This window comes from Leptothoe sp. ISB3NOV94-8A (genome assembly GCF_043421595.1).
Taxonomy (GTDB): Bacteria; Cyanobacteriota; Cyanobacteriia; order Phormidesmidales; family Phormidesmidaceae; genus Leptothoe; species Leptothoe turfae.
Genome location: NZ_JAXSQW010000001.1, coordinates 6,162,648 through 6,186,788, shown reverse-complemented (window position 1 = coordinate 6,186,788; position 24,141 = coordinate 6,162,648). Strand labels below are relative to the sequence as shown.

Sequence of the window (24,141 nt, the reverse complement as noted above, 5' to 3'; positions counted from 1 at the left end):
TCTATAAAAAAGAGTAGCTAATGGAAAAATAAACACCGCTTTCTTGCAAACTATCATTACCATCTGAGGCTGAGATTAAAGGAATGCCCCAGTCTAAACGGGCGCTCACGTTAGGCTGTTGCCAGAGGAGGCCTGTGCCGATGCCCACCAGGGTATTGGGGTCGGGATTTTCTCCATCTACATTCCAGCCATGGCCAAAATCCACAAATGGAGTGATTTGTAAGACACCCTCTACTTTGGCGATGCGTAGAATGAGAAATCGGGCTTCGGCAGAGGCTTGGACGCCTCGATCCGTTAACAGTTCTTCTTGACGATAGCCGCGTACGGTCGCCTGTCCTCCTAAGCCAAACTCTTCTGATGACAGCAGATTATCATCGGTGAGCTGAACACTCCCCCGCAATAAAACAAGGGAATTCTCCCCCAGACGTCGTACCCATTGGCCTTGGCCTTGCCAGGAGAAAAAAGAATTGTCGGGAAGCTCTGGATCGCTATTGAGGGTGCCATCGAGAAAGTTACCGAGACCAAGGTTAAATTGCGATCGCAACGAAACCACCTGCTTGGTGTTCCGCTGGGTCCAGGTTTGGGCAAACCGTAGGGCCGAGGTTACCGTACGCCCCTCATCATCGGCACCGTCTGATAAGGGAAATGGGCCAATATCATCAATGCCTAGCTCAGTCTGGCTAAACTGCCGCCATAGGCTCAACTCCAAGTCAAATTGGTGCTCAGGGGTTTCAATAATGGGATGCCGCAGGGCGAGGCTATAGTTACTCGACTCTGAGCTAATCTCCAGCACTTCAAATGGAGATTCGACTACCTCATTAAAGGATGTCGTTGCGGCGGCGGTGAGGGTGGTGTTGTAAGGGCTGATGGGCAGGCTATAGCTACCATTTAATTCGTTGCTGCCATCCGTATTGGAATAGCCCAGAGCAAGGGCATCGCCTAACCCTAGCAGATTGGTTTCTTGAAAGCTGATTCCTCTCCGAAAGCTGCCCACACTCGGGGAGCGATTATTATTGAAGTTGACCGTGAACGAGGAGCTATCGGTTTCGGCGACTTCCACCACGAGCAAATTGGTGCCGGGGGTTGTCCCGGCCTGTAGATCGGCGCGAATGGTTTCAATCAGTGGGTTGAGCTGTAATAACTGTAGACCTGCCAATAGGTTGGCTACGTTTAGGGGCGGGCGGGCGGCGATGCCCAACCGGCTACTAATGTAGGCTGATTGAAGACGTTCATTACCAGTAACTCGAATATCTTCTAACCGGCCTTCAACGGCTTGAATGGTGACAATGCCATTGATAAACGGAGTATCTGCCGGAATGATGGCTCCAGAAGTGGCGTAGTCATTATCCAAATACAACTGAGTCACAGCTGAGCGGGCGAGTAATATCTGAGAAAAGGTGAGCTGTCGTCCGCCCTGGCAATCAACCGATGCGTCGATTGCTGGAATGGTTGCATCTTCTGCAAAGGCTGCTTCAATGGCATCATTTAGCTCATCCTTTTCAAAAACGGTGCTGTCTCTTACCTGAAAACCTTTGACACAAAGTGTTTCAGTACTACCCGAGAACGTGTCATCTGGTGGAGATGTGTCAATTCTGGGCAATAGCTCCCCTGGTAGCGGCAGTGGGGCAGCAGGCTCTAGGTCACGAAATGGTTCGGTGTCGCGAGGGATGACATCTTGATCTCGCAGGGTGGGTGGATTGGTAGGTGATGGATTTTGGGTCAGTACCTCGGGGTTTGAGAGTCGTGCGTTAGTAGGCGATATTTGGCCCCAAGCAGGGGTATCTATGCATGGCACTATGGCGAGGGCAATGAAGGCTAGTCGAAAACTGTTTAAATCTTTGTGTATTACAAACGTTCTATTTGTGCCGAGGGTACGTGTTTGATAAATGAGCATGGCACATATATTGTTCAGAGAATATAGAGAAGATCTAAGCAAACAAGAGTTCTATGAATCAATGTCTGCTGCGCAGAGGCTGGCAGTCGGTATACCAGATGCGTAAGGTGATGGTTCTGTAGATGGAGTGGTGACGAAGAAAATCTGACCATTGGCTTGGGTGATCCAGCCTTGAGCTTCGCGTAGAGGTGTGGGTGAGGATGACTCCATGGGAGCGGTGGAGATGGTTGATGATGGGAGATCTGTTGCTGGTGAAGTGACCCAGAGAACAGTATCGAGATGTGCGGACAGTGGATCGCTAGGGCTAGTCGGAAGACCTCCTCGACCTGTAACCACAAACTCACTTTGGTCTGTACTACTAGCATTAGCACGACAGTCTGCTGCAATTTGATCAGACGCATCGGAGAAATTAAGCGGAAGCTCATTAATGCCTTCCGCAGGGTTAAATCCAGACGGATCTTGGGCAAAGCCGGTAGAAATAATGTCGTTTTCAGCGGTGAGTGAGTCTCGCACAAAAATGTTGTCTAGCGTTTGAGCAAACGTTGAGGTAATGGTGACGGCTCCCGTAACAATATCCTGGTTATTGGCTCCGGTCGCATCAATAATATCGGTGAAAATGTTGACAAATCCCAGGGGGGCATTAATCCCCCCTGAGCCTTCTAAAATGAGCGATCTGATCTGGGTCTGGCTTAACCCAGTATCGATATTGATGATACTGCCTGCTGGAGGGCTACCCAGCAGCTGAATGTTCGCTAAACTAATATTGCCGATTGCCGTTAATGAGATATTACGGGCCTCAACCACTACATCGCTGAGCGATAGGGGCTGAGCACCTGATGTAATTGCGACAGTCCCCTCAGGAGACTGTAATGTTAACGGGGAATCAAACGGATCGGTACCATTCACTGCCACATTGAGGATGCCCTCACCGGATGACCTGCCAATGGTGATGGTGTTGGGGGCAGTGGTATTGATCTGCTCAATTTCGGTTGGATCAATAGTGAATAGACCAGGGGGGGCATTTGACCCAATCGTAATTGCTTGATCTCTCTGGTAAGGCTGTAGTGATAAATTGCCATTTACAGAGAATCCAGGGCCGATGTTAATATCCCTGGCGATCATGGTGAGATCCCCTGGAACATTGGTTTCTCCTAAGCTGGCCGTACCATTTTCTTGAATAAGAACGTTATTGCCTGTGAGGTTGAGCAGGCCAAATCGATTGTTCTCACTGTCGAGGATAATATTGTTGTTGGCAATTAGGGTGGTGGTGTTTGCGATCGCAATATCCCCACTATCCGTAATCGAACCACTTGAAGTCACCTCTAGAGTCCCGCTGACAGTCGACGGACCCAGATCCGTATCTGAACTTTCTTGAATGGTGACGTTATTACCCGTGAGTTCTAGGGTGCCAAATTGATTATTAGGGCCATCAAGGATGATGTCGTTTGCGCCAGCATTGAGAGTAAGTGTATCTGTAATTGTACTTCCAGAAATCTGTAGTGTCCCTTCACTATAAATGCCAGCCCCCGCTGTTGTGGCTGCATTATTCTCCACACGACTGTTACCCAAAACCAACCGATTACCACGGCCAACCCGAAGTCCTCCGCCTAGATCAGCATTGCCATTGGTTATTCTAAGATTTTGAATCGTGGCTGTATTGCCGCTGCCCTGGATGTCAAATACCCGACTCTCATTGTTGCCACTAACCTCAAGGTTAGGAGCACCTGCTCCATCAATGGTCAGATTACGATCCAGGGTTAACTGCCCAGAACCGAGGGTGATTGTCCCATTACTTAAGGTAGATGTGAATTCAATTGTCCCGCCATCTTCGACAATCGTAATCGCTTCTCTTAAAGAAACATCGCCAACCGTAAAGTTGTTATCATTCTCGTCAGCCAAAATATCTACGGTTATATTGTTGAACAATGAATTCTTTAAATTAAACGTAGCCACATCGCTAGTATTCAGAATATTGCTAGTAACCGCATAATTTCCTGTAATTGCATTTGCTGAGGCCGTGACACTCGCTTGTCCAACGTTGTTCAGGATAGCCGTAGGGTTGCTAAGGGTGGCCGTAGCTCCAGTTTCAGGTGCTGTAAATACAACAATGCCATTTTCAACAGGCTCACCAAAAGCACTGGTTACGGTTACAGTTAGAGGATTTGCAAATACCCGATCAATATTGGTGGTCTGTGGGGTGCTTGCAGTATTAGCGGTAATGGTAAATCCCCGAGATTCGAAGGCACCAATGTCGCGGGTATTATTAACAACGGCAATACCACGCTGATCAGTGCCCGTCCCACTGCCGCTATCAATGGCTACGCTACCGGGTAGCAAGGCATGGGTTTGGGTCGGACCACTATAATCTCCCAGGGGAGCTAAACGTACGCCGACGTCAATGAGGTTATTACCACCATTGGTAAAGGTGCCGTTAATGTTACCACCGTTGTTGCCAGTGACAATAGAATTGCGACCCGTTGCCTGACCCCCAAAAATATTGGAAATGCCGCTGCCTGAACTAGCGATATTTTCTGTGACGGTGCTCTGATTCAGGTTAAGGCTACTGTTCGAGCCGAGGGAAAAACCCCCACCGCCTCCCCCAGCACTATTATTACTAAAAGTACTGTTATTAACAGTTAGCTCAAAGCCACCCGGTGCAAAGTTGATATCCACTCCACCCCCATTGCCTGTGGCTGCATTATTGGCAATGGTGCTGTTTTCAAAACCAACATCCGCAGCTCCGACCAGGGAAATCCCCCCACCGACACCGGTAGCCGTGTTATTGGCAACCGTACTATTGGCCAGGGTAAAGTTACCATTGCCGCCAACTTGAATACCGCCACCGCTGCCTGCTTGGACACGACCATTAGTAATAGTAAGGTCAGAGACCCTAACCGTTCCACCATTAACTTGCAGGACTCTATGGACATTGGCACCATTCAACGTGGTGCTTCCTGCTCCAGCACCTGATAGTGTGACATTCCGATTGAGAGTCACTGGTTGCCCTTCTTGGTAATTACCCGCTGCCAGGTTAACGGTGCCATCTATTGCTGCAACATTTACCCCATTTTGCACAATGCCTGGGTTAGTGACATTAACGTTGACGGTGCTACCATCGCCTGTCAGGGTTTGGTTTGCACCCAAGAGAATGGGCGCATTGAGATTAATGGCTAAGCGACCATCTCCATTCTCATCATCTAAGGTGAGAGTATTGGCATTGGTTTGGTCATTACTGTTAACAACAGCATTGATGTTGATGGTGTCAGATGCGCTGATTGTCGCATTGCCGCCTGCTAGGGTCGATACAATGGTATTGGCTCCTTCAGCATTCACAGTGAACGTAGGCGGGTCAAACAGAGCATGGCCACCGCCAGCCGCATCTACAGTTACCCCAAGGGTGAGACTTTTATCAGCATAAACTGCCAAGTCTCCCCCTGTGACCGTGCCAGAAATATCAATCAAACCCGAGGATAAATCAACAGTATCAGCGGACAACAGTACCTGTCCCCCCTGTTGTCCAGATACGCCGATCGTGGCCTGATCTGCCAGACTCACGTGATTGCCGATCACTTCCACAGTGCCACTCGGAGTTGTTAAGGAGCCACTGTTGAGTACGTTATCTCCAAACAGGGTAAGGCGTTCACCGGCATCAACGGTTAAATCTCCCTGGTTATCAATATCTCCTTGGGGTTGATGATTAAACTGTACCCCCAATGGTGTGCTAAAGGTGAGCAGTTCATTATTTAAGGGTGTTGCCCTAAACTCTCCTCCATTGGCTAACGGCAGACTTGCTGCTGTACTCGCGGTGAATGAGCCATGGATATCCAACTCTGCCCCTGGACCAAAAACAATGCCATTGGGATTTAAGAAAAACAGATTTGCGGGACCGTCAACCCCCAGCAGTCCATCAATATTAGAAGTATTGGTCCCAGTGACTCGGCTGAGAATGTTGTCAATACTCTCGGGGTTGGCAAAATATACCCGCTGCCCCGCATCAATATTAAACTCGCTGAAGCTATGGAATAGATTGCTGCCACGTTCTGCACCGCCATCAATGCGGTCTGCCACTGCTCCGTTGATGGTCACACCGGGAATCACCGTCGAGCTTTCCGCACCTAAACTGGTATCGGGTATGAGTTGGGCCTGCCCCCGAGGCATTTGTCCTAAGATCGCAACAGTAGATACCAAGGCACCCATGGCTATTCCAGCCCGCTGAGCTGCTGGAATCCAAGACGTTCTATTCAAATCACCCATGGGCTTATTGTCTGAATATTTTTCTCAGACACTCGTAAATTCAGGAGACTGGTTAGGAGGCTGGCTAGTCTAGAATATGACCAGCCTATGTATTTTCCCTGAAAACCTTTAGCAGATGGATACGTGATTTACAAATTGATAGAACCGGTAACCCCGTTTAGGTGTTTTCTCACATAAGGGTGTACTGTTTTCGGGACAGATAGGTTTTCGGGGCAGATAGGTGCGATCGCACTAGCGCTAACGTATCAAGTCACGATCATGGACCTGCGCAAAATCAATCCTGGGTCCAACGGGAACAATACCACTGGGATTTAGCTCAGGCAGACCTGCATAGTAGAGTTGTTTCCCATGCTCGATATTGCACCAGTCTCCCTCTAACTGATATAGCTCGCGGCAATAGATCCGCAAAACGTCAGAGGCAGCTAGAAGGTCTGACGTAACCGATTGAGTAACACCTTTAACAGCTCTAGCTCTGATGGATTAAAGGATACAAAGTGCTGTTTCATATCGGCAATGTGAGCCGGAAATACCTGGTCGAATAGGGCCTTGCCGTCAGGAGTGAGTTGGACGATAACACTACGCCGGTTCTCGGGAGGTGTCTTACGGGTGACGAGTCCTTTCTTGATCAGGCGATCAACCACACCTGTCAGAGTCCCTTTTGTAATCAGGGTTTTTTCACCGATAGCGCCCATACTCATGCCTTGGGCATGGCCTAAGGTGGCAATGACGTCGAACTGTGATGGGGTGAGGTTGTGTTTTCTGACAAAGCCCTCGGAGTAATTGGCAAAGGCTTGATATGCCCTAACTAGCTCTCTAATGGTTCCAAGAAAGGGTTCTTTAGCGGCAACCTGGGGAGAGTAAGGAGTTGGCATAGGTGATGAGTCAGACAGTTTGAGTTAGTCTTATTTTAGCGAGATGGGGAGTAATCTTAGTAACTATTGTGTATTGTTGCAGCAGCAGTTAGCCTCAATGCTGTCAAATTGTCTGCATAGGATAAATGCTGTTATTTCTAGAAAACAGAACAGCTTTACGAACTTAGGCGTTTACGCTTAAACAATCCACCCATCTCTCATCCACCCATCCACCGTCTCAACCAGGATCTTTATTTTTACGCAATCCCCTTAAACTAACCGTCTCAATCAAGGGACAAATATCCCCCGGAGCCGGTTGTGGCCGAGTCGATGCCCAGCGATCGCGATAGTCTTCCAACTCAGCTTTAAACTCTGTCATCTGTCGAATTTGAGTCTCCAACTGATCAATTTTATCCTGCAAAAGAGATTGCACTAAGCCACAAGGAGTATCCCCTCTCTCATGCAAATTCAATACCTCGCCAATCTCTTCTAGGGAGAAACCAATAGCCTGGGCTTTCTTGATAAACTGCACCTGATGCACAGCATCAGGAGAGTAATAGCGATAACCGTTATCACCACGATCTGATGTCAATAAACCCAGGTTTTCGTAATAACGTAGTGCACCGACAGCAAGACCTGTCTGCTTTGCGACCTCACCGATTCTTAACCGGACAGCCATGGCCAATGTTCCTAACGAATTAATCCGATCATAAACCCTACAGTTAAATATAGAGTTCTCGATATGGAGTGTTGTGGGCTTGATCCGTTATCTGACTAGAGGCTTTATCCTAAAGTGAATAGTCCGATGTTGACCCTAGGAAAAACCAAACGAACTGCTAATGGCCCATGCTAGTTACACAATCACAACAGTTAGTACCTTAGCGATTGGTCTACCGAGGGTGCCGCCAGTCATGGCTCATAATGGTGTGATCCATGGTCAACCGCAAGAGACGACTCCAGCAGAGCCAGTCACCGCTGAGCCAGAGTCAGTGGGCTCTAGTGGTTCTGCTTCAGAAAGTCATGCCGAGGATATGACCGTGGAGCCAATTACAGAATCTGAAGAAGCTGATGCACCACAGTCCCTCTACACAAGGTTCTCGCTGACTAGTTTACCTATTGGTCCTGGCGAAGTTCTATTGGGTTTGATCTTGATTTTCCCCTGGTTACTCATCACACTCAGAAAGCAGCTACATCGTGCGACTCGTTCATGAAGGCCTACCAAATTCGTCAGCTCCATCGTGCTCTTGTGCCGTTTATGGTGCTGCCATTGCTGATTACTCTCACAACCGGCACTGCCTTTCAGTTTGCTGCTGTGGCTAACCGTGCTGAGGATTTTCTATGGCTGCTAGATTTGCATCGTGGCAAGTTTGGCACCATTAACCTGGAAGTTATCTACCCCATTCTGAATGCCGTAGGGTTACTCACCCTAATCATTACCGGGTTGTTTATGTGGATGAATACGCTCAGTCGACGGCGACCCCAGGCTTAGGCGGCTGGAGCTTCTAGCTGAAGGGCTTTAAATACATCTAAAAACGCATAAACCGCTGGCGATAATAGGGCATCTTTAGGCCATGACACGCCTAGGGGGCGAAAAACTTTGAAGGGTAGCTGCATGACCCGCACATTTTTAGGAATTGGGTGGGCTGATAGTTTGTGCAAAATACCAATGCCTAAGCCCTGGTTGACCATGCCCACAATCGTACTGTCAGTGCGCACGCGATACTCTGCCTCAATGGGAGGTAACACCTGCTTTAGGACTCGATTGATGCGATGGGTGCAGCTGCCATGGACTGAGGTAATCAAAGGATATTTATTTAGATGATCCCAGGTGAGCTGAGGGGACTCAATGGAATAGCTCGATGGCACCAGACCGATGCAGGGATCATTGATCACTGGCAAGGTTTCAAAGTCATTCTCCGGCAGCAGTTCGGCTACGGAGATATCAGCTTTTCCTTCAATTAAAGCTTGCTGAAATTCCCTCAGCTCATCCATTTCAGTAATGGTGACCTGGATGTTGGGATAGGTGGTGTGGAGTTTTGCGATCGCACTCGGCAATACATTACTAGCCATGCTGCGAAAGGCCACAATCCGTACCTGGCCGCCTTCCACACCCCTTGCCTGGGAAGCCAGCTGGCCAATGTCGTCCAGACTTTGTAGCATCTGCTGGGCCTTGGCACAGATCGTTTCGCCAACGGGCGTCAGACTAGCTCCATGACGGCCACGATTGACCACAATGACGCCCAGCTCCGACTCTAGAGCGGCAATACTGTGACTGATGGTGGACTGGCTCAGGTTTAGCTCTAGGGCTGCTTCACTAAAGTTTTGGGTGGTTGCGATCGCAACCAAAGCGCGCAACTGTGAGAGCTTGATTTTCCCTAGATTCATAGCAACTGATGACTGCTCTGAAAAGAGCAGTACGGATCTTACTGCCAAGGCTATCGTAACTGCCCCAGGAACAATCATCGATTTTTTGCATACATGCTATGGCTAATCTGAGTTGATTTAACTCAGGCATGTTATAAAAATCGATCCCAGGTGGTTTATCACCTGGGATGAAAGCCTTGTATTGATTTGATGGAAGTCCTTTAGATTAGCCAGTCAAAGACCCAAGCCAGTAACACAAGCAGTCCTGTACCCATTGCCACCGTCTCTGTGAGCCAGATCAATCGACTTTTCAGGTTAATCATGCAAAAAGTTGCCTTTTCGATACATCATCCCCAGGTAGACTCAAACTCAGGGTCATAACGGACCAAGTTGGTGAAATTTTCCCGAGATAGAGTTGGCTAAGTTAGCTGAAAGTACCTGTGGCTGGTTAGATGGCCTGCAAAACCGCACCCATTTGAGTTTGGAAAGGTCAGGTGTCAATACAAACAGCAGGCTAACATACTCGCATATTCGAGTGCCAAGCTGCACCCTGCACACATCAGTAATGCTAATCTACGTGTTCATATGCACTGGAATTATTATATTCATCGTCTAAAATACGGACGGCGTTTGCTCAATTCTTCAAGATGATTTTATAAAAAGCGCAGGTGCCCGTTGAAAAACGCTGACAATTTCGGATAGCGTAGGTCGCTCCGTGGATCGTAAAGACTGGCCATTGCCACCAGTTATTCATCTAACCACCGATACTGGTAGGGTTCTACTTCCGCGCCCCACACTTGTTCACCGTTAGCATCAAAACCCCGATCCCAGGTATCCATGCCATCTTGATGTAAAACAATGGTGTTGGTCAGGCGTACGGCTCCCCGCAGATTTACGGGACACCCTTCGGCAGGCGTGCTGCCCACGTAACCTAAGGTGGAGGGACGTAAGGACACCACACAGACCAACTCCCCTAGGGCATGGGTGTCAATCGATGGGGTGGCCTGCTGGCAAAGACCGGTCCATGTCTCTGGAATAGGCGGTTTGAAGGTGTGTGACTCAACCCGCGTGGCATCTTTGCTGAGGGTAATGTACAAAAAACGTTGCCTATAAGGACTTTCTATATGTGCCGTCAGCGCCTGCTCTTGATATAGGTAAATACCGTACTGATCCGCTGACCCCGTGACCTGAATCGGGCAGGTGGTCATTTGGACACCGACAAAGCGAGAGTTTCGCTCTGCTTGTTCAGTGGTATCCATAGGACGGGTGAGGTGTTCTACCACGGCATCCACATGCTGGGGGGATATCGCGGGTGTTGGGGCATGGCTGGTGTGGCTGCTGCTTAACCACACCCCCAAAAGCACCGGGGTCAAGGACCATAAACGGGGCATGACTGTTTATAGAGGGGGGTTCTGATCAAATCCCCAGTATTTTCCAGCTTTATGGGTGCCCAAACCTGAGATCGACCAGGGGTTGTTACAGAAGTTTAAGCAGCTTCGATAGCGAGTTCCATCAGGTGAATGTCAGTGTGTCCTGGTCTAAGCCCCAGGTCTTGCCAGCCGTGACGTTTGTAGAAATTCATGGCTTTTTCGTTAGTTGGGCTGACGGATAGCTGGGCACGAATGACGCCCACTTCTTGAAATAGCTGCATCACATAGTCATGGAGCTGGTCGCTAAATCCTTGTCCGCGGCGGCTGGGAATTAGATAAAACAAATACACATAGCCAAGTTTTTCTTGGCCCCGCAGCTCTGTCTCAATTTGGCCGATGATTTCCTGCCCATCAAAGACATGAACACAGCTTTCGGGGCAGGCATTGATGCGCTTGCTTAGCCAATTGAGGTAATCCTGGGCATGTTCGCCACCTTCTAAGGCAAATCGTTGGTCACCATCTGCAAAACTGCAGGCAAATGCGTCACGCCGAAAATGAACACACAGTTCGGCATGGGCTTCAAGGTCAATAGAGCGAAAAACGAGATTCATCTGATGGATGTGAGCTCTAGGGACGAACATAGGAAACGTTAAGGACTGACTAAGTGCCAACAAAACCCTGATATCTAGATTAGTGCGACTACCCTCAAAGTTGCTATGACTCTGCGTCCTAACTTCGTAGGAAGTTGCTTGACACTCCAAACTCTATGGAGCCAGGTGCCATCAGTATATAAGCGGGATCAATCAACTGTCGGGCTTCTACCGATATGTTTCGTTTCCCTAAAGCTTGCTGACTGTAGGTTAATTTTTTGTTTCAGACTCTAAACGAATGCCTGTGGCTGTAAAGCAGGTGGACCATAGTTTTAAGTCTGGATCAGGTAGGGCTGCTCGTACTTTATGCAAAATCTCATCGGCAGCGTCTTGGGTAGAGGTCAAGGTAAAGACGGTCGGCCCCGAGCCGGACATCATGGTGCCCAGCCCGCCGTAACTGGCCATGTAATCCCGTAACTGCTGGACTTTATCGTGGGCTGGGAGGACCACACGCTCCAGGTCATTGTGTAAATGTGAGCCGATGGCAGCACCATCTTTATGGGTGATGGCGGTAACCATGGGGCCTGCATGGACACGCTTTTGCCGTTCTTGTAGGGTGGCATTGTCGGAAATATCGGCATAGCGATCGCTAAAATTTGCTCGATAGGTTTTGTAGGCCCAGGGTGTAGATACGGAAAGACTTTCGTACTTTGCCAGGACAACGTAGAGGTCCGTCAGGCTAGAAATGGGATCGAGGATTTCGCCACGACCGGTGGCAATGGCGGTGCCGCCGCGAATGCAGAAAGGGATATCTGAGCCTAGCTGGGCGGAGAGTTCTTCTAGTTCAATCTGGGTTAAACCCAGTTTCCACAAGAGATTTAAGCCCACTAACGCAGCAGCAGCGTTGCTAGAACCGCCGGCTAATCCTGCGCCGACTGGGATATTTTTTTCAATGGTGATGTCTACACCGCGATTCGCTAGTTCTGGAAATTTATAGGTCAGTAGATCAACGGCCTTAAGGGCGAGGTTAGAGTTATCGGTGGGTACCTGAGGATGATCGCACTGTAGCCGTCGAATGGCTGCGGGGAGATTGGTGAGGGTGATGCGATCGCATAAGTTCACACTTTGCATCACCATGGCCATTTCATGGAATCCGTCAGGCCGATGCCCAATGATTTCTAGATACAGATTAATCTTGGCAGCCGACAGCAGTGTGTAACTTGTCATAGACCCCAGCAAGATCCCAAAACGTTGATGCCACAAGCAGATTAGCACCTCGTGGCCATTAAATCAGGCAGTTGGCTCTGCTGGATGTAAGGTACCAATCTGATTGCTTAAGTTAACCCATTTTTCCAGGCTGAGTTGTTCTGCCCGTACCTGGGGATCGATGGCCATTGTTTCCATGATTTTGGTAAGTTGCTCGCGGTCTACCAGGCTTTTCAGGTTGTTGCGCAGCATCTTGCGTTTTTGAGAAAAGCCCTGCTTCACTAAGGTATCTAATAGTTTTGGATTGTTGGCTTGCACTGGAAATGTGCGTGGTCGCAGGCGAACAACGGCGGAGTCTACTTTGGGTGCAGGTTTAAATGCCTTGGCGGGAACGGGGCAAATCAGCTCACACTCTGCTAAATACTGTATGCGCACCGATAGACCGTTAAAGGCTTTAGTGCCGGGCTCAGCGTACAGGCGGTCGGCCACCTCTTTTTGCACTAGCAGCACAATTGAGTCGTAGGGTTGGGGATTGGGCTGACGAATCTGGCCCAGCAGCTTTTCTAGAATAGGCCCCGTAATGTAGTACGGAATATTGGCAACGACTTTGTTGGGAGATTGAAAATTTGGGTGGTCAGCGAGGGCTGCTGTTAGGTCTACATCTAAAAAGTCTCCCTCAATTAAATGAAAGCGTTCCGATGCTTGAAACTGTTGCTGTAGCCGACGCACTAGATCTCGATCGACCTCGACGGCCACTACGGACTGGGTAAAGGGCACCAGTCCTTTAGTCAGTACACCCTGGCCAGGGCCAATTTCCAATACCCGGTCGGTGTCGCATAGTTCTGCCGCCGCTAAAATCTGATTTAAAATCTGAGGATCGCGTAGCCAGTGCTGGCCAAACCGTTTACGGGGGCGGGGCATAAAAACACAGGGGAATGAATGGATTGGTATTCTATATCAGTTCTTGCCTGGTGAGTAGGTGTGGGTGCGTGGGATGATTAAGGCGTTGGGCGGGGGTAGTGGACGATGGGCAATGGGGCAGTAAAATAGGGATAGGATTTAGGTAAAGGCTATGGCTGAACCGTTAAAGCAATCGGGCGGTGACGATAAGGTGACGAAGGGTAGTAAGAAATCGACATCGCCTCTGAGTTGCTTTAGTGGCTCTTTTTTGGCTGGGACTCTTAGTGTTCTGTGTTATCGCATGATGGTGGCTATTGTTACGGCTTTTGCTGCTAAGCCGGTCCTATCTGATAATACGATTGTTTTGAATATTTCGGTGGCAGTGCGGACTCTAGTGGCTGGTATTGTTGCTTTGGGTGCTGGTGTGTTTGGTTTGACTGCCGTTGGTTTGTTTTTGTTGGGTATTCAGCTGATTGTTAGGAAAATGACTGGTCAGGATGCGACGGTGTAAAGGGGTTTGAATAGGGGGCTTTAGGGCTACGGTGTACACACATCTCGGCAGAGAGTTCAGAATTCTGCATTACTCTCCTTAATCGTCTTGGTAAGGCTGCGGTATATACATTTCGAAAGAGGGCTCAAAATTCTGCACTACCCCCTTAATCCCCCCTTGGTAAGCTACCGTGTATACATAAGTCGGAGAGCTAGCTCTAGATTTCGAGCCCTCATCCCCCAACCCCTTACTCCCTGAGGGAGAAGGGGGGCCTAGCCTCAAAGTCCTTCGCCCCCAGGGAGAAGGATTTAGGATGAGGGCCAATTCAAGGACAGGCCTACCTTTTGGGACATTATTTTTTAGATGTGTATACACCGTAGTTGGTAAGGGGGGAAACTCCAGTCCTCCCCCTTACCTTAGGCTTTAGCCCATGCCTGGAGGGCTTTAGGGGGAGTTAGAGGGGGTTAGGCAATCGAAACCGCTAGTTTCCAATACTTGTATGTACACCGTAGCTGTGAGAGGAAGTGGTTGGTTGTGACTACACCCGACTAGAAGAGAAACGCAAATCACTAGAGTTTCAATCCCCGTGAGGGGAAGTGGTTAGTTGTGACGAGTAGTCAGCGTCTTTCTCCTCAAAGAATAGCTTGTTTCAATCCCCGTAAGGGGAAGTAGTTGATTGTGACAATATGAGTCGCCAAGGTACGGAAACAATCTCTAGGTTTCAATCCCCGTGAGGGGAAGTGGTTGATTGTGACAAAGAACTTACAGCATACGGCTGTGCTTACGGCTTGTTTCAATCCCCGTGAGGGGAAGTGGTTGATTGTGACCCTAAGGGTAAGTTTCCTCTGGTGATTGGCCGAGGTTTCAATCCCCGTGAGGGGAAGTGGTTGATTGTGACACACGTCAGAAGGGCAACAGCCTGAGGTAGAGTTGTTTCAACCCCCGTGAGGGGAAGTGGTTGATTGTGACGGATTTGCAGTCTGTGAACAGCCCCAAGAAGAACTAGTTTCAATCCCCGTGAGGGGAAGTGGTTGATTGTGACCAAACAGCTAATGGTGACGCACTTACTCTAAGTCGTTTCAATCCCCGTGAGGGGAAGTGGTTGATTGTGACGGCGATATATCTCACTCAGAATTAAAAATAATCAGTTTCAATCCCCGTGAGGGGAAGTGGTTGATTGTGACCTGGGCATATCCAAGCCTTACAAAATGGGCATCCAGTTTCAATCCCCGTGAAGGGAAGTGGTTGATTGTGACTGGTATGGGTAGTCATTTGTCGCATTCTCTCAATGCGTTTCAATCCCCGTGAGGGGAAGTGGTTGATTGTGACGGCGTTTCAATCCGGCAGCTTAGGAAGTATCGGTGAGTTTCAATCCCCGTGAGGGGAAGTGGTTGATTGTGACGGCAGCCCATTGAAACGTTGGCTGCATTTAGTTTTCAAGGTACATTTGCGCGAACCTACCCCATTATAGTTCTCAGCCCAATAAATGTGCACTTCTTCAAGTTCCCTTAATCCTACAAAACATTGAATTAATAAGCCTTCCAGCCCTTGCGCGGATCCCAAAGACAAGCAAAAAGCCACTAATTGGCTCTGACAAAGCTTTTCATCCCCCTTTATTCAGGCTGCCACAGCAAACACCTACACAGTCGCGCAACCCATGACAGCCCCAAACATTAAACAAAAGGGAACCATCATTCTAACAGTCAGCCCCATAGATAGTTGACTCCCGACTCCCCACCTATCCAGAGTTTCCCAACTTAAACGGATACCCCCATAACCAATAACCAATAACCAATAACCAATAACTCAAACCTTTTTAAAGCCTTAAGGTAAACTGCCGACTCAAGGCAAATCTCAACAGCCTCCCCGGATGTGTCGAACCACTCAGCACAGGACCTCGTAAATACTTATTAAGCAACAAACGCCCCAACCCTTTGACGCGTCCATAGGTACGTTCTTGTAGCACTTTTCCATAGGCCGGTTCAAAGGCTAAAGGACCATAGAGCACATCGGCACGATGGGTGGTGCTGAGATTGTTTTGCTGATGTTCAGGATTGGGGATGCCACCATGTTCGCCATAGTTACGCCAGGGAACATAATTGTGGAAGTTGCGATCGCGCAAATAATACTCAATACCTGAATCCCAGGAAGTATAGGTTTCTGGGCCAGGGTCTGCCTTAACCATTTCAGCTAACTCGATCAGCCTCCAAGCACTTTGCTTAGTAATGACATAGGCCACCATCGCAGTTGAATACCCCTGGGCATACCCTTGATCTGTAATGGTATAGATCTGCGATGCACAGGTATAAAGCCAGGCAATACCCAGATGTTTATCGTTAGGGTCAAACGGTGACGGCAGCTGAGCAAAGTTGGCAACCGGTACAAAATCTGCTTCGACAATCAGGGTGGGCTTTTCTGATAGCAGTGCTTGTTCCCAAGCTTTACGGTGATTGAGTAAACACAGGTAGCTACGAGAGTAGTTTTTGTACTCTGAACGATGCATCTGCCGTAGCACCTCAACATGACAGCCTGTAGTGCCTAGAAAGGATGACAATTGCTCAGTGTCTTCTTGATAGGCCAGGATCAATATCTGACCTATCGTATCTATGAGACGACTATCTGTAGGACGAGTACCCATTGTCTTGGCTAAGAAGGGTTGAGAGAACGTTGGGTTAAGTTTTCACAGCATTGGGCTGAAGATTGAGTAGGGCCTTAGTGGTCACCCCTGCATAGACTGCCCCACCCACGGCTCCTAAAAGGGCTCCCCAAATTACTAAAAAATTCTCTGTGCCGGTGACGGCAAAAACGAACCAGCCCACTAGACTGGCGCTTACCCAGCCCAAGATTCTGCCCAGGAAATTGGCGATCCACCACTGTCGCACATTCTGTACCTGACTCGGTAGGCTGCAAAGTTGGGCAATACTGACGCACATGCCGATGACGGCACTGTAGATGGCAATGGTTAAGACTAAGGTGACAATATCGCCAGGATCGGGCAAATTGTTGAAAAATTGAAGCAACATCACAATCAGCCCAAATACCAATAGGCCAACCCAGGACCCTAAATAGCTACCAAAAATATTGGCGGTCACCCACCGCCACATTTTTAGCCTGGGTAAAAGCCGCTGCATGACGAGGGCCTGTAGAGGACCAACCACAGCACCAACAATCAAACCCGCGATGTAAAGCGCTTCAAAGTACTGAGCTGATACGTTCATCAAAAAGCTCAGGGGTGTTGCGATCGCAAATCCCAAGACGTTGGCCCCCAACCAAAGCCATACAGTCTTTTGATTGGCCCTTTGATTAGCCCTTAGTGGACCACGCCCACCCCGATTAATTTTTTCAGGTCCACTCACGTTTGATGGGTCAGAATTGTCAGTAGCCATAGACCACACAGGCAAGAGAACTGTTAACTATACATAGAACAGAGGCTTCTTTCCTTAAACCTTGTGGAAATACTTGTAGCAATTGCATTGCGTATTCGTTACTACGGCAGTTCCACCGATGTGGGTTTAGCAATATGGGGCAGTCCCCAACCTAACTTTTCCCGCAAAACCTTAAAGAACTCTGGATCCTTTAGACGGATAAACTTTGCTGGATACTTTGCTTCCCGTAGGCAAACGCGATCGCCAGGGGCGACATAGCAACCAGCATTGCCATCAACCACCATCACCAGAGGATCTGGGTTTGCCGAAGACACGATGACCTTTTCAGCACTGGGAAAGACCAGGCCACGTGCTGCCAACGAATGGGGGCAAATGGGAATCAACTGTAACACCGATACCCCTGGCGTGATCACCGGGCCACCGGCTGAGAGTGAATAGGCGGTAGACCCGGTTGGCGTGGAAATGATGATGCCATCAGCGGCAATATCAACCGGCGCATGGCGACCAATGGTGACCTCAAAATGGCACATGCTGGTGAGTGGCTCACGGTTGAGTACGACCTCATTGAGGCACAGGGCTTCCCAAGCAGGTTGGTTATGCCGTACTAACTGCACCGCTACCATCGTGCGATCTTCCACTTGGTAATTGCCCGCTAGCACCTGCTCCAGTACATGGGGTAACTGATTAAGATACGTTTCCGTTAAAAACCCCATATGTCCTGTATTCACCGCCAACAAGGGAATACCTGCTGGTGCCACCTGGCGAAACGCTGACAGTACTGTGCCGTCACCACCCAGCACAATGGCAAAGTCCATGGCGTCATCAAAGTCTTTAGGCACCAATGACTCGATGGGAATGAACTTAGCTGGTTTATTGGCATTGGCATAGCCAAGTAGTCCACCTAATCCTGTTGCTGTGGCTACTTGACAACCGTACGCTTCAAGTCTGACCTTTAACTCTTGAGTGACCTGACAGGCGACAGGTTTGACATCGTTATATATGATGCCAACCTTTTTGGTGCGTCTCTGTGGGGAAGTAAGGTTGTTAGAAACCGGGGTCACGTTCAGCATCCGAGCTAATCGATATCCTTTAGGCTACCGCCTTTAGCTCTGTCTTGAACAGTCTGCCATCCTCTCCGTATCTAATTTTTCTGCATGGGAGGGTAGCTCTAACGCAAAGAGGTAGCTATCTTAACTTTAAGGCCTCTTTTGCATAATTTTCTTGTGACTGCCCAACGTTTACCCGAAACCACTGCCCATGTGCGCATCACGTATCAATCCTGGCAACAAGGCAAACTCGAAGGCGAAGTCAATGCTAATGAATTTGCCTGGCAGTTTCAATGGAAATTTCGCGGTGGCCATCTGACCGTGGAACCGTCGTTAGGACGGGCCTTGATTCAGGAGCCGCTGGGACGATTTTTAGAACGGTTTGACTATCAACTAGAGCCTGGTGGGGATTATTCCTTTACAATTCGTGCTGAGCTGTAATGCCAAACCTTTAGTTTTATAGCTGTCAGAGCACTTGTCGGTAAAGTAGGGTAAGGTCTCCAATCAATAACTGTACCCTGGCTCTACCATGGCAACGCTCTCTCCAGCTTCATCTGTCGCCACTACCTTACGTCCAGACTACCGTCTATCCCTGTCAATTCTTTTAATGGGTCTGTGTGTAGCCCCTATTCAAGCTATAGGTGGGCTTGTGATCGCCCTATTGGGAATGTTCCTCATAGTACAAACGACGGTGATAAGGCTGACGTTTACGGACACGGAATTACAGGTATGTCGAGGGACAACTATTTTGCGGCGGTTTCCCTATGCTGACTGGCAAGCTTGGCAGGTCTTTTGGTTGGCGGTTCCAATTTTGTTCTACTTTCGCGAGGTGAAGAGTATTCACTTTTTACCTATGGTATTTAACGCTGGGGAACTCGTTGATCAGCTCCAACAGCATTGCGACCCTGTGGGGTTAAATCAGTAGTCAGAGAGCCACTGCGATTAACTAAAGATCGAAGAAGAAGTCCATTAACTACCATGCCGACTGAAGAGTTTTCTGAGTCACCCAAGCAACCTAAGGATAGTCCCCTAGCGCCTTTGCGCACGTCATCAAGTCGTAGTTCAGAGGCTGAGGTGGCTCGATTGGTACAGGCGGGATTACAGGATTTAGAGCAGCGCCGTCAGACACTACAGAAAGAGATTGAACAGCTAGAACGACGTCGCGATCGCATTCAGGCAGAAATGCGCACCTCCTTTGCTGGCGCATCCCAAGATTTAGCGGTGCGCCTCCAAGGGTTTAAGGATTATTTGGTGGGTAGCCTCCAAGATTTAGCCACATCTGCTGAACAATTAGAGCTGGCTCCAACTGCGCAGGCGGCTGAGCCGATGGCACGCCAGCCGCCTGCACAGCAGCGTCCAGCCCCTGAAGCGCCAGATATAACCACCACGGCGTTTTCTATTCAGCGATTTGAAGAGCAGCGAGAGCGGGTACGCAGCCTCATTGACCAATATCGCACCAGGCCCGATTACTATGGCCCCCCCTGGCAGCTGCGCCGCACCTTTGAAACCATCCATGCGGACCGGGTATCTAATTGGTTTTTTACCCAGGGAGGACGTGGGGCGGTCAAAAGTTTAGGCAGTCGTTTGCAAAATGTGGTGGTGGCATCGGCAGCCATATCGGCACTCTATGCCATTTATGGCGACCGCCTATGCACTATGGTGCTAGCCAATACCCCTGAACGTCTAGGAGAATGGCGACGCTGGCTCCAAGACTGCCTCGGCATATCACGGGCCGATTTTGGTTCTAATCGAGGGCTCATGCTGTTTGAGGTACCTGAGCCTATGGTGCAGCGTGCTGAGCGCTTGATGGATAATGGCTATTTACCGATGCTCATTATTGATGAATCGGAAAATAAATTGCCATTGGCAGCTTTGCAGTTTCCCCTATGGTTAGTGTTTGCCCCAGACCCGGCAAATCCTTCGCAGGACGATTATTACTATTAAGGCGACTGCCCCTACCGTAGCCACAAGGGTTCACCCGTTACAAAAGGATGATGGGGCGTGGTTTTCCAAACGTGCATAACCCCCTAAACTAAAATCGGGTTTGGTTTTTTAGGACTGGTTAACTCATGGTTTGGTGGATTGCAGTCGGTTTATTGGTACTGGCCTACTTGCTGGGATCGCTGCCTACGGGATATGTGGTCGCAAAGCTACTCAAAGGAATTGATATTCGTGAACATGGCTCAGGGAATACCGGAGCCACCAATGTGTTTCGAGTCGTGGGCAAACAAGCCGGTATCACTGTGCTTGTGATTGATTTGCTTAAAGGCCTAACTGCGGTTTTAATTGCTCGGTTTGTGATGGCTCAGTTTGGTGACAGCCTGACTCTGTCCACATGGATACAAACCCTGGCAGGATTATTGGCAATTTTGGGGCACAGTCGCTCCGTATGGTTGAACTTCACAGGGGGTAAATCGGCGGCGACGGGACTTGGGGTCATTCTTGCCTTAGCTTGGCCAGTTGGCCTAGGGACAGCAGCTGTTTTTGGCCTTGTTTTTGGCCTCTCGCGAACAGTGTCTCTAGGCTCTATTTCTGCTGCGACTGCGGCCCCAATACTTATGTTCTTAACCGGCCAACCACTGCCGTTTATATTGTTGGTCTTATTGGGGGGTATCTATGTCATCATCCGCCACCGCAGCAATATTTCTAGATTGTTAGCAGGGACAGAACCAAAATTAGGCAATAGTTAGGGGTTAATCAGGGCATTGATGCCATGCCCCTACTGGTTGCCCAGTTCCCGTGACCGGCTACTGGCTGCCCTCACAGCTTCAATCAATGCTGAACGCAGACCTAGTTCTTCTAAACAGGCGATCCCAGAAATTGTGGTGCCGCCGGGGCTCGTCACCCTATCCTTCAAGACGGCTGGGTGCATGCCTGTTTTTTGTAATAACTGAGCGGTGCCCAGGACTGTTTGCAAAGCCAGCCTATTGGCAGTTGTGCGTGACAAACCAGAGGCTACACCTCCGTCCGCTAAGGCTTCAATTACGATGGCAACATAGGCCGGGCCTGAGCCAGATAGTCCGGTTACGCCATCTAAAAGTGGCTCGGCAACCTGAACAACTTCACCCACAGTGCTGAAAAGTTGTTGCGCGATTTCTACATGCTCGGCAATAGCACGACTGCCAATAGCAATGGCTGTCATCCCACAACCAACGGTGGCCGGTGTGTTGGGCATGGCTCGAATAACTGGCCATCCTGGAACAGCTTGCTCTAATCGAACAATTGAAACCCCGGCTAAAATAGAAATAACCAGAGGAGATTCACTAACAACAATTCCTGAAAAATCTCTGGCGACACTGTCAAAAACTTGTGGCTTAGTGGCTAAAACAATGACGTCGCTATGCTCAATGACCTCACGGTTACTATGGGTAGTGCGGATGTCATACTGTTCGATGAGCAACTGTCTCCGCTCATGGGATAAATCAGACACCAAAATGGCATCCGGTGTATACATCCTCTTAGAGAGCAGGCAAGACAGCAGTGCTTCTCCCATGACACCGCCACCAATAATGCCGAGTTTACCAGGCAATGATCCAAGGCCTCCGAACACGCTTATAGCATCCTAAGAATACCTTGAAATGGGCTGATAACCTTGAACAGCCAAGAGGCAACTAGGGCAATGCTTAGAATTGAAGGGGCATTAAGCATCGCCCTAAGTTCCAATTAGCATCATCTTTAGGCCATACGTGCCACCTGCTCAGTTGCCCAAGCGGGTGTGGGAGCAGCGGAAGGCATAGCAGGCTCTTCCATAGGCAATCCATCTTCGCTGTCAACGGGCATACTGACCTGTACACAGTTGGGTGTGAATAGGAAGATGCTTTCGCCAATGCGCTCTTGATGACCATCCATGGCATAGGTGCCACCAGCAACAAAGTCAACTGCACGCTGGGCTTGGTCAGGATCCATGATGGTTAGGTTTAAAACCACAGACTTCCGCTCACGGAGTGCTTGGATTGCCTGGGGCATTTCCTCAAAGGAGCGGGGCTCCATCACGATTACTTCAGACACACCGTTAATTGCACCAGGCATACCAATCACATTACTAACACTACTCATTGAATTATTCATGGAAACCATCCCAGAATCGGTTGACATTACGCGGTCACGGATGCGGCGACGGGGCGCGCGAGTCTCAACGGGCGCAGCTGTCGTTACCCCTGAAACAGGTTGAGGTTGAGGCTGGGGTTGAGGAGCCTGATTCTCTTGTTCATAGAGGTTCTGGTATTCCTCGCCGTCCATTTCGTCATATTCATACTCATAGTCGGCCGGGTCATTAAGGCCAACAAAGTCACGTAATTTAGTAAAAATGGTACTCACGGCTGAAACTCCGTCATGGCTAGTACTAACTTGGCTAGAAAATCTCTCAAGACCTGAATTAAAAGGAGTCGAGAGATGATTTGAGACTAAAGTGGGCCATTGATGGCTGGACGTATCAGCAACCTCAATTGAGATTTTCTGATAGCTCTAACCCCATTGCCTAAGATCAGGGATACTCTAACCCCCTTGTGCTCAAACGGCAATGGAAAAACAAACGTCATTCAATATGACGACGCTTGCAGCGCTCTATCAACCTAGAGAATTAAACCTCTTTAGTCGACATTTGAAAATACCCGCACACAATCATTCGGGCATAACTTTGAGCCACAGTATACACGAATCGATTAAAAAAAATCACCAATTCCCAAAATAGACCGAAGTATCTTGATCTTTTTTAGGAATAGAGATGATATAAATGGCCAAAGCCCTCAGGTACGGGAGCCAAACAGAGTAGTTCCTAATCGAATGATATTTGATCCAGCTGCGATCGCAAGTGGAAAATCCTGGGACATTCCCATGGAAAAGTGATGAATTGGTAAGGGCGTTTCTTGATGATTTGCCAGTGATTGCCCGAGGGCATAGGCTCGCTCAAAAAAAGATTGGGTTTGAGGCAACAATAGACCATAGGGAGGAATTGCCATGATCCCCTCTAATTTGAGATGAGATAACTGCGCTAAATCGGGCAAGGCTTGCCAAAGTTCAGACTCGGTCAAACCATGCTTATTGGCATCTGCCAACAGTTTTACCTGTAGACAACAGATGGGCGAACGGGAGAGTTCAGCCGCTATCTGATCCAGGCGTCGAGCTAATTTCAGACTATCTACAGAATGAATCCAGTCAAAGTGTTGTATGGCCTTGCGCGCTTTGTTGGTTTGCAGATGACCAATAAAGTGCCAAGTAATATCTGGCAAATCCGTCAGATCTGCCTGTTTTGCAATGGCTTCCTGGATCTTATTTTCGCCAAAGTCCCGGAGGCCAGCTGCGTAAGCTGCCCGAATAGCAGCCGCAGGAAATGTTTTACTGACTGCCACTAAGCGCACATGGGCAGGCAACTCCAATTGCTCCACTCGTTGAGCAATTTGCTGACTGTGCCATTCAAGCGGCTGTGGAGAAGATCCTGGAGTAGTAGTCCCCGCAGCATTCATCATTGAAACGTTCGCTTGTACACCTTATTTAAATGCTCAAATTCGCTGTATTGGCCAGACTGGCGCAATATTCGTAGACGTGTTTCTAACATCATACGGGCCTCTGTTCGACCAATGGGATCAAAGAGCAAACCAGCTGCCCGATCAACTTTTGCCAGAAAAAATAGCCGCTGGGCATAGAGCGTGGTAAATAGCTCTTTATCGCCATCCACCAGGCAAATCCGAAACAACAGCCCAAAGTCAGGGTGATTGAGATAAGTTTCAGTGCTCATTCAAGGGGTGCGATAAATGGGAGAACAAAGGACAGTTAATACAGAGTTTACTCAAG

Annotated in this window: 23 protein-coding genes and 1 CRISPR repeat array; of the genes, 7 read left to right on the top strand and 16 right to left on the bottom strand. The window is 49.0% G+C overall.

Features of this window, described 5'->3' with window-relative positions; translation table 11 throughout:
* Position 1: 1 nt before the first annotated feature.
* From SPB21_RS26550 to SPB21_RS26535, 4 genes are all read right to left on the bottom strand, one after another.
* Positions 2–1,894 carry a ShlB/FhaC/HecB family hemolysin secretion/activation protein gene (locus SPB21_RS26550; RefSeq protein WP_499868084.1) on the bottom strand — a complete coding sequence of 631 codons (1,893 nt, stop codon included), beginning with the start codon at positions 1,892–1,894 and terminating at the stop codon, positions 2–4.
* A gap of 51 nt (positions 1,895–1,945) precedes the next feature.
* Entirely contained in the window at positions 1,946–6,148 is a 4,203-nt protein-coding gene (locus SPB21_RS26545; protein WP_499868083.1) for a two-partner secretion domain-containing protein, read from the bottom strand.
* Positions 6,149–6,570: 422 nt separating this feature from the next.
* Positions 6,571–7,020: a MarR family winged helix-turn-helix transcriptional regulator gene (locus SPB21_RS26540; protein WP_163668465.1), complete on the bottom strand. Its 450-nt coding sequence runs from the start codon at positions 7,018–7,020 to the stop codon at positions 6,571–6,573.
* A 217-nt stretch (positions 7,021–7,237) separates the two neighbouring features.
* Positions 7,238–7,678 (bottom strand): heavy metal-responsive transcriptional regulator, encoded by a 441-nt coding sequence (locus tag SPB21_RS26535; protein ID WP_163668467.1) that lies wholly within the window; start codon positions 7,676–7,678, stop codon positions 7,238–7,240.
* Between the two features lie 160 nt (positions 7,679–7,838).
* Here SPB21_RS26535 and SPB21_RS26530 point away from each other — a divergent pair, with 160 nt between their 5' ends.
* Together SPB21_RS26530 and SPB21_RS26525 are read left to right on the top strand one after the other, a co-directional pair.
* Positions 7,839–8,210, top strand: coding sequence for a hypothetical protein (locus SPB21_RS26530; RefSeq protein ID WP_499868082.1), 372 nt, complete (start codon positions 7,839–7,841; stop codon positions 8,208–8,210).
* Positions 8,207–8,488: a PepSY domain-containing protein gene (locus SPB21_RS26525; RefSeq protein WP_163668471.1), complete on the top strand. Its 282-nt coding sequence runs from the start codon at positions 8,207–8,209 to the stop codon at positions 8,486–8,488. Before SPB21_RS26530 ends, SPB21_RS26525 begins: the two co-directional genes overlap by 4 nt.
* Here SPB21_RS26525 and SPB21_RS26520 read toward each other — a convergent pair.
* From SPB21_RS26520 to rsmA, 5 genes are all read right to left on the bottom strand, one after another.
* A complete protein-coding gene (locus SPB21_RS26520; RefSeq protein WP_499868081.1) occupies positions 8,485–9,384 on the bottom strand; it encodes a LysR family transcriptional regulator in 900 nt (299 codons plus the stop codon). The two genes, SPB21_RS26525 and SPB21_RS26520, sit on opposite strands and share 4 nt — an antisense overlap.
* A 725-nt stretch (positions 9,385–10,109) precedes the next feature.
* The gene (locus SPB21_RS26515; RefSeq protein WP_163668475.1) at positions 10,110–10,754 is read right to left on the bottom strand and encodes a chromophore lyase CpcT/CpeT; all 645 of its coding nucleotides are present in this window, start codon (positions 10,752–10,754) and stop codon (positions 10,110–10,112) included.
* A gap of 95 nt (positions 10,755–10,849) precedes the next feature.
* Positions 10,850–11,344: a GNAT family N-acetyltransferase gene (locus SPB21_RS26510; RefSeq protein ID WP_163668477.1), complete on the bottom strand. Its 495-nt coding sequence runs from the start codon at positions 11,342–11,344 to the stop codon at positions 10,850–10,852.
* A 249-nt stretch (positions 11,345–11,593) separates the two neighbouring features.
* On the bottom strand, positions 11,594–12,550 hold the full coding sequence (gene ispE / locus SPB21_RS26505) for a 4-(cytidine 5'-diphospho)-2-C-methyl-D-erythritol kinase (RefSeq protein WP_499868080.1): 957 nt from the start codon (positions 12,548–12,550) through the stop codon (positions 11,594–11,596).
* Positions 12,551–12,613: 63 nt separating this feature from the next.
* Positions 12,614–13,450, bottom strand: a complete 837-nt coding sequence (rsmA, locus tag SPB21_RS26500; protein WP_499868079.1) for a 16S rRNA (adenine(1518)-N(6)/adenine(1519)-N(6))-dimethyltransferase RsmA — start codon at positions 13,448–13,450, stop codon at positions 12,614–12,616.
* A 151-nt stretch (positions 13,451–13,601) separates the two neighbouring features.
* Here rsmA and SPB21_RS26495 point away from each other — a divergent pair, with 151 nt between their 5' ends.
* The gene (locus SPB21_RS26495) at positions 13,602–13,940 is read left to right on the top strand and encodes a DUF3082 domain-containing protein (protein ID WP_250565108.1); all 339 of its coding nucleotides are present in this window, start codon (positions 13,602–13,604) and stop codon (positions 13,938–13,940) included.
* Between the two features lie 553 nt (positions 13,941–14,493).
* Positions 14,494–15,321: a CRISPR direct-repeat array (repeat unit 37 nt; unit sequence GTTTCAATCCCCGTGAGGGGAAGTGGTTGATTGTGAC).
* Positions 15,322–15,735: 414 nt separating this feature from the next.
* Here the strand turns inward: SPB21_RS26495 and SPB21_RS26490 are convergent.
* The 3 genes from SPB21_RS26490 to SPB21_RS26480 all read right to left on the bottom strand — a co-directional run bounded on the left by SPB21_RS26490 (position 15,736) and on the right by SPB21_RS26480 (position 18,375).
* On the bottom strand, positions 15,736–16,557 hold the full coding sequence (locus SPB21_RS26490; RefSeq protein WP_499868078.1) for an LPS biosynthesis glycosyltransferase: 822 nt from the start codon (positions 16,555–16,557) through the stop codon (positions 15,736–15,738).
* Between the two features lie 34 nt (positions 16,558–16,591).
* Positions 16,592–17,305, bottom strand: a complete 714-nt coding sequence (locus SPB21_RS26485) for a hypothetical protein (RefSeq protein ID WP_499060097.1) — start codon at positions 17,303–17,305, stop codon at positions 16,592–16,594.
* A 101-nt stretch (positions 17,306–17,406) separates the two neighbouring features.
* Complete coding sequence (locus tag SPB21_RS26480; RefSeq protein ID WP_163702110.1) at positions 17,407–18,375, bottom strand: NAD(+) kinase; 969 nt, start codon at positions 18,373–18,375, stop codon at positions 17,407–17,409.
* A 153-nt stretch (positions 18,376–18,528) separates the two neighbouring features.
* On the opposite strand from SPB21_RS26480, the gene SPB21_RS26475 reads away from it, so the two are divergent.
* The 4 genes from SPB21_RS26475 to plsY all read left to right on the top strand — a co-directional run bounded on the left by SPB21_RS26475 (position 18,529) and on the right by plsY (position 21,041).
* Positions 18,529–18,792: a DUF3146 family protein gene (locus tag SPB21_RS26475; RefSeq protein ID WP_006517471.1), complete on the top strand. Its 264-nt coding sequence runs from the start codon at positions 18,529–18,531 to the stop codon at positions 18,790–18,792.
* Between the two features lie 88 nt (positions 18,793–18,880).
* A complete protein-coding gene (locus SPB21_RS26470; RefSeq protein ID WP_499868077.1) occupies positions 18,881–19,276 on the top strand; it encodes a DUF3119 family protein in 396 nt (131 codons plus the stop codon).
* A gap of 53 nt (positions 19,277–19,329) precedes the next feature.
* The gene (locus tag SPB21_RS26465) at positions 19,330–20,295 is read left to right on the top strand and encodes a DUF3086 domain-containing protein (protein ID WP_163666277.1); all 966 of its coding nucleotides are present in this window, start codon (positions 19,330–19,332) and stop codon (positions 20,293–20,295) included.
* Positions 20,296–20,420: 125 nt separating this feature from the next.
* Positions 20,421–21,041, top strand: a complete 621-nt coding sequence (gene plsY / locus SPB21_RS26460) for a glycerol-3-phosphate 1-O-acyltransferase PlsY (RefSeq protein WP_163666279.1) — start codon at positions 20,421–20,423, stop codon at positions 21,039–21,041.
* Between the two features lie 29 nt (positions 21,042–21,070).
* Here the strand turns inward: plsY and proC are convergent, their stop codons facing one another.
* The 4 genes from proC to pipX all read right to left on the bottom strand — a co-directional run bounded on the left by proC (position 21,071) and on the right by pipX (position 24,085).
* On the bottom strand, positions 21,071–21,880 hold the full coding sequence (proC, locus tag SPB21_RS26455; RefSeq protein ID WP_163666281.1) for a pyrroline-5-carboxylate reductase: 810 nt from the start codon (positions 21,878–21,880) through the stop codon (positions 21,071–21,073).
* 146 nt (positions 21,881–22,026) lie between these two features.
* On the bottom strand, positions 22,027–22,668 hold the full coding sequence (locus SPB21_RS26450; protein WP_163666283.1) for a cell division protein SepF: 642 nt from the start codon (positions 22,666–22,668) through the stop codon (positions 22,027–22,029).
* A gap of 428 nt (positions 22,669–23,096) precedes the next feature.
* On the bottom strand, positions 23,097–23,816 hold the full coding sequence (locus SPB21_RS26445; protein ID WP_499868076.1) for a YggS family pyridoxal phosphate-dependent enzyme: 720 nt from the start codon (positions 23,814–23,816) through the stop codon (positions 23,097–23,099).
* Positions 23,813–24,085, bottom strand: a complete 273-nt coding sequence (gene pipX, locus SPB21_RS26440; RefSeq protein ID WP_163666285.1) for a transcriptional coactivator PipX — start codon at positions 24,083–24,085, stop codon at positions 23,813–23,815. Before pipX ends, SPB21_RS26445 begins: the two co-directional genes overlap by 4 nt.
* Between the last annotated feature and the right edge of the window lie 56 nt (positions 24,086–24,141).

Bases quoted from the DNA above. Each gene is read 5' to 3' on its own strand.
- SPB21_RS26520 (WP_499868081.1), bottom strand. From the start codon at position 9,384: ATGAATCTAGGGAAAATCAAGCTCTCACAGTTGCGCGCTTTGGTTGCG.
- SPB21_RS26480 (WP_163702110.1), bottom strand. From the start codon at position 18,375: ATGCTGAACGTGACCCCGGTTTCTAACAACCTTACTTCCCCACAGAGA.
- SPB21_RS26485 (WP_499060097.1), bottom strand. From the start codon at position 17,305: ATGGCTACTGACAATTCTGACCCATCAAACGTGAGTGGACCTGAAAAA.
- rsmA (WP_499868079.1), bottom strand. From the start codon at position 13,450: ATGCCCCGCCCCCGTAAACGGTTTGGCCAGCACTGGCTACGCGATCCT.
- SPB21_RS26495 (WP_250565108.1), top strand. From the start codon at position 13,602: ATGGCTGAACCGTTAAAGCAATCGGGCGGTGACGATAAGGTGACGAAG.
- SPB21_RS26470 (WP_499868077.1), top strand. From the start codon at position 18,881: ATGGCAACGCTCTCTCCAGCTTCATCTGTCGCCACTACCTTACGTCCA.
- plsY (WP_163666279.1), top strand. From the start codon at position 20,421: ATGGTTTGGTGGATTGCAGTCGGTTTATTGGTACTGGCCTACTTGCTG.
- SPB21_RS26490 (WP_499868078.1), bottom strand. From the start codon at position 16,557: ATGGGTACTCGTCCTACAGATAGTCGTCTCATAGATACGATAGGTCAG.
- SPB21_RS26530 (WP_499868082.1), top strand. From the start codon at position 7,839: ATGGCCCATGCTAGTTACACAATCACAACAGTTAGTACCTTAGCGATT.
- SPB21_RS26465 (WP_163666277.1), top strand. From the start codon at position 19,330: ATGCCGACTGAAGAGTTTTCTGAGTCACCCAAGCAACCTAAGGATAGT.
- SPB21_RS26545 (WP_499868083.1), bottom strand. From the start codon at position 6,148: ATGGGTGATTTGAATAGAACGTCTTGGATTCCAGCAGCTCAGCGGGCT.
- SPB21_RS26525 (WP_163668471.1), top strand. From the start codon at position 8,207: ATGAAGGCCTACCAAATTCGTCAGCTCCATCGTGCTCTTGTGCCGTTT.
- SPB21_RS26445 (WP_499868076.1), bottom strand. From the start codon at position 23,816: ATGATGAATGCTGCGGGGACTACTACTCCAGGATCTTCTCCACAGCCG.
- SPB21_RS26510 (WP_163668477.1), bottom strand. From the start codon at position 11,344: ATGAATCTCGTTTTTCGCTCTATTGACCTTGAAGCCCATGCCGAACTG.
- SPB21_RS26515 (WP_163668475.1), bottom strand. From the start codon at position 10,754: ATGCCCCGTTTATGGTCCTTGACCCCGGTGCTTTTGGGGGTGTGGTTA.
- SPB21_RS26535 (WP_163668467.1), bottom strand. From the start codon at position 7,678: ATGGCTGTCCGGTTAAGAATCGGTGAGGTCGCAAAGCAGACAGGTCTT.
- pipX (WP_163666285.1), bottom strand. From the start codon at position 24,085: ATGAGCACTGAAACTTATCTCAATCACCCTGACTTTGGGCTGTTGTTT.
- SPB21_RS26550 (WP_499868084.1), bottom strand. From the start codon at position 1,894: ATGCTCATTTATCAAACACGTACCCTCGGCACAAATAGAACGTTTGTA.
- SPB21_RS26540 (WP_163668465.1), bottom strand. From the start codon at position 7,020: ATGCCAACTCCTTACTCTCCCCAGGTTGCCGCTAAAGAACCCTTTCTT.
- ispE (WP_499868080.1), bottom strand. From the start codon at position 12,550: ATGACAAGTTACACACTGCTGTCGGCTGCCAAGATTAATCTGTATCTA.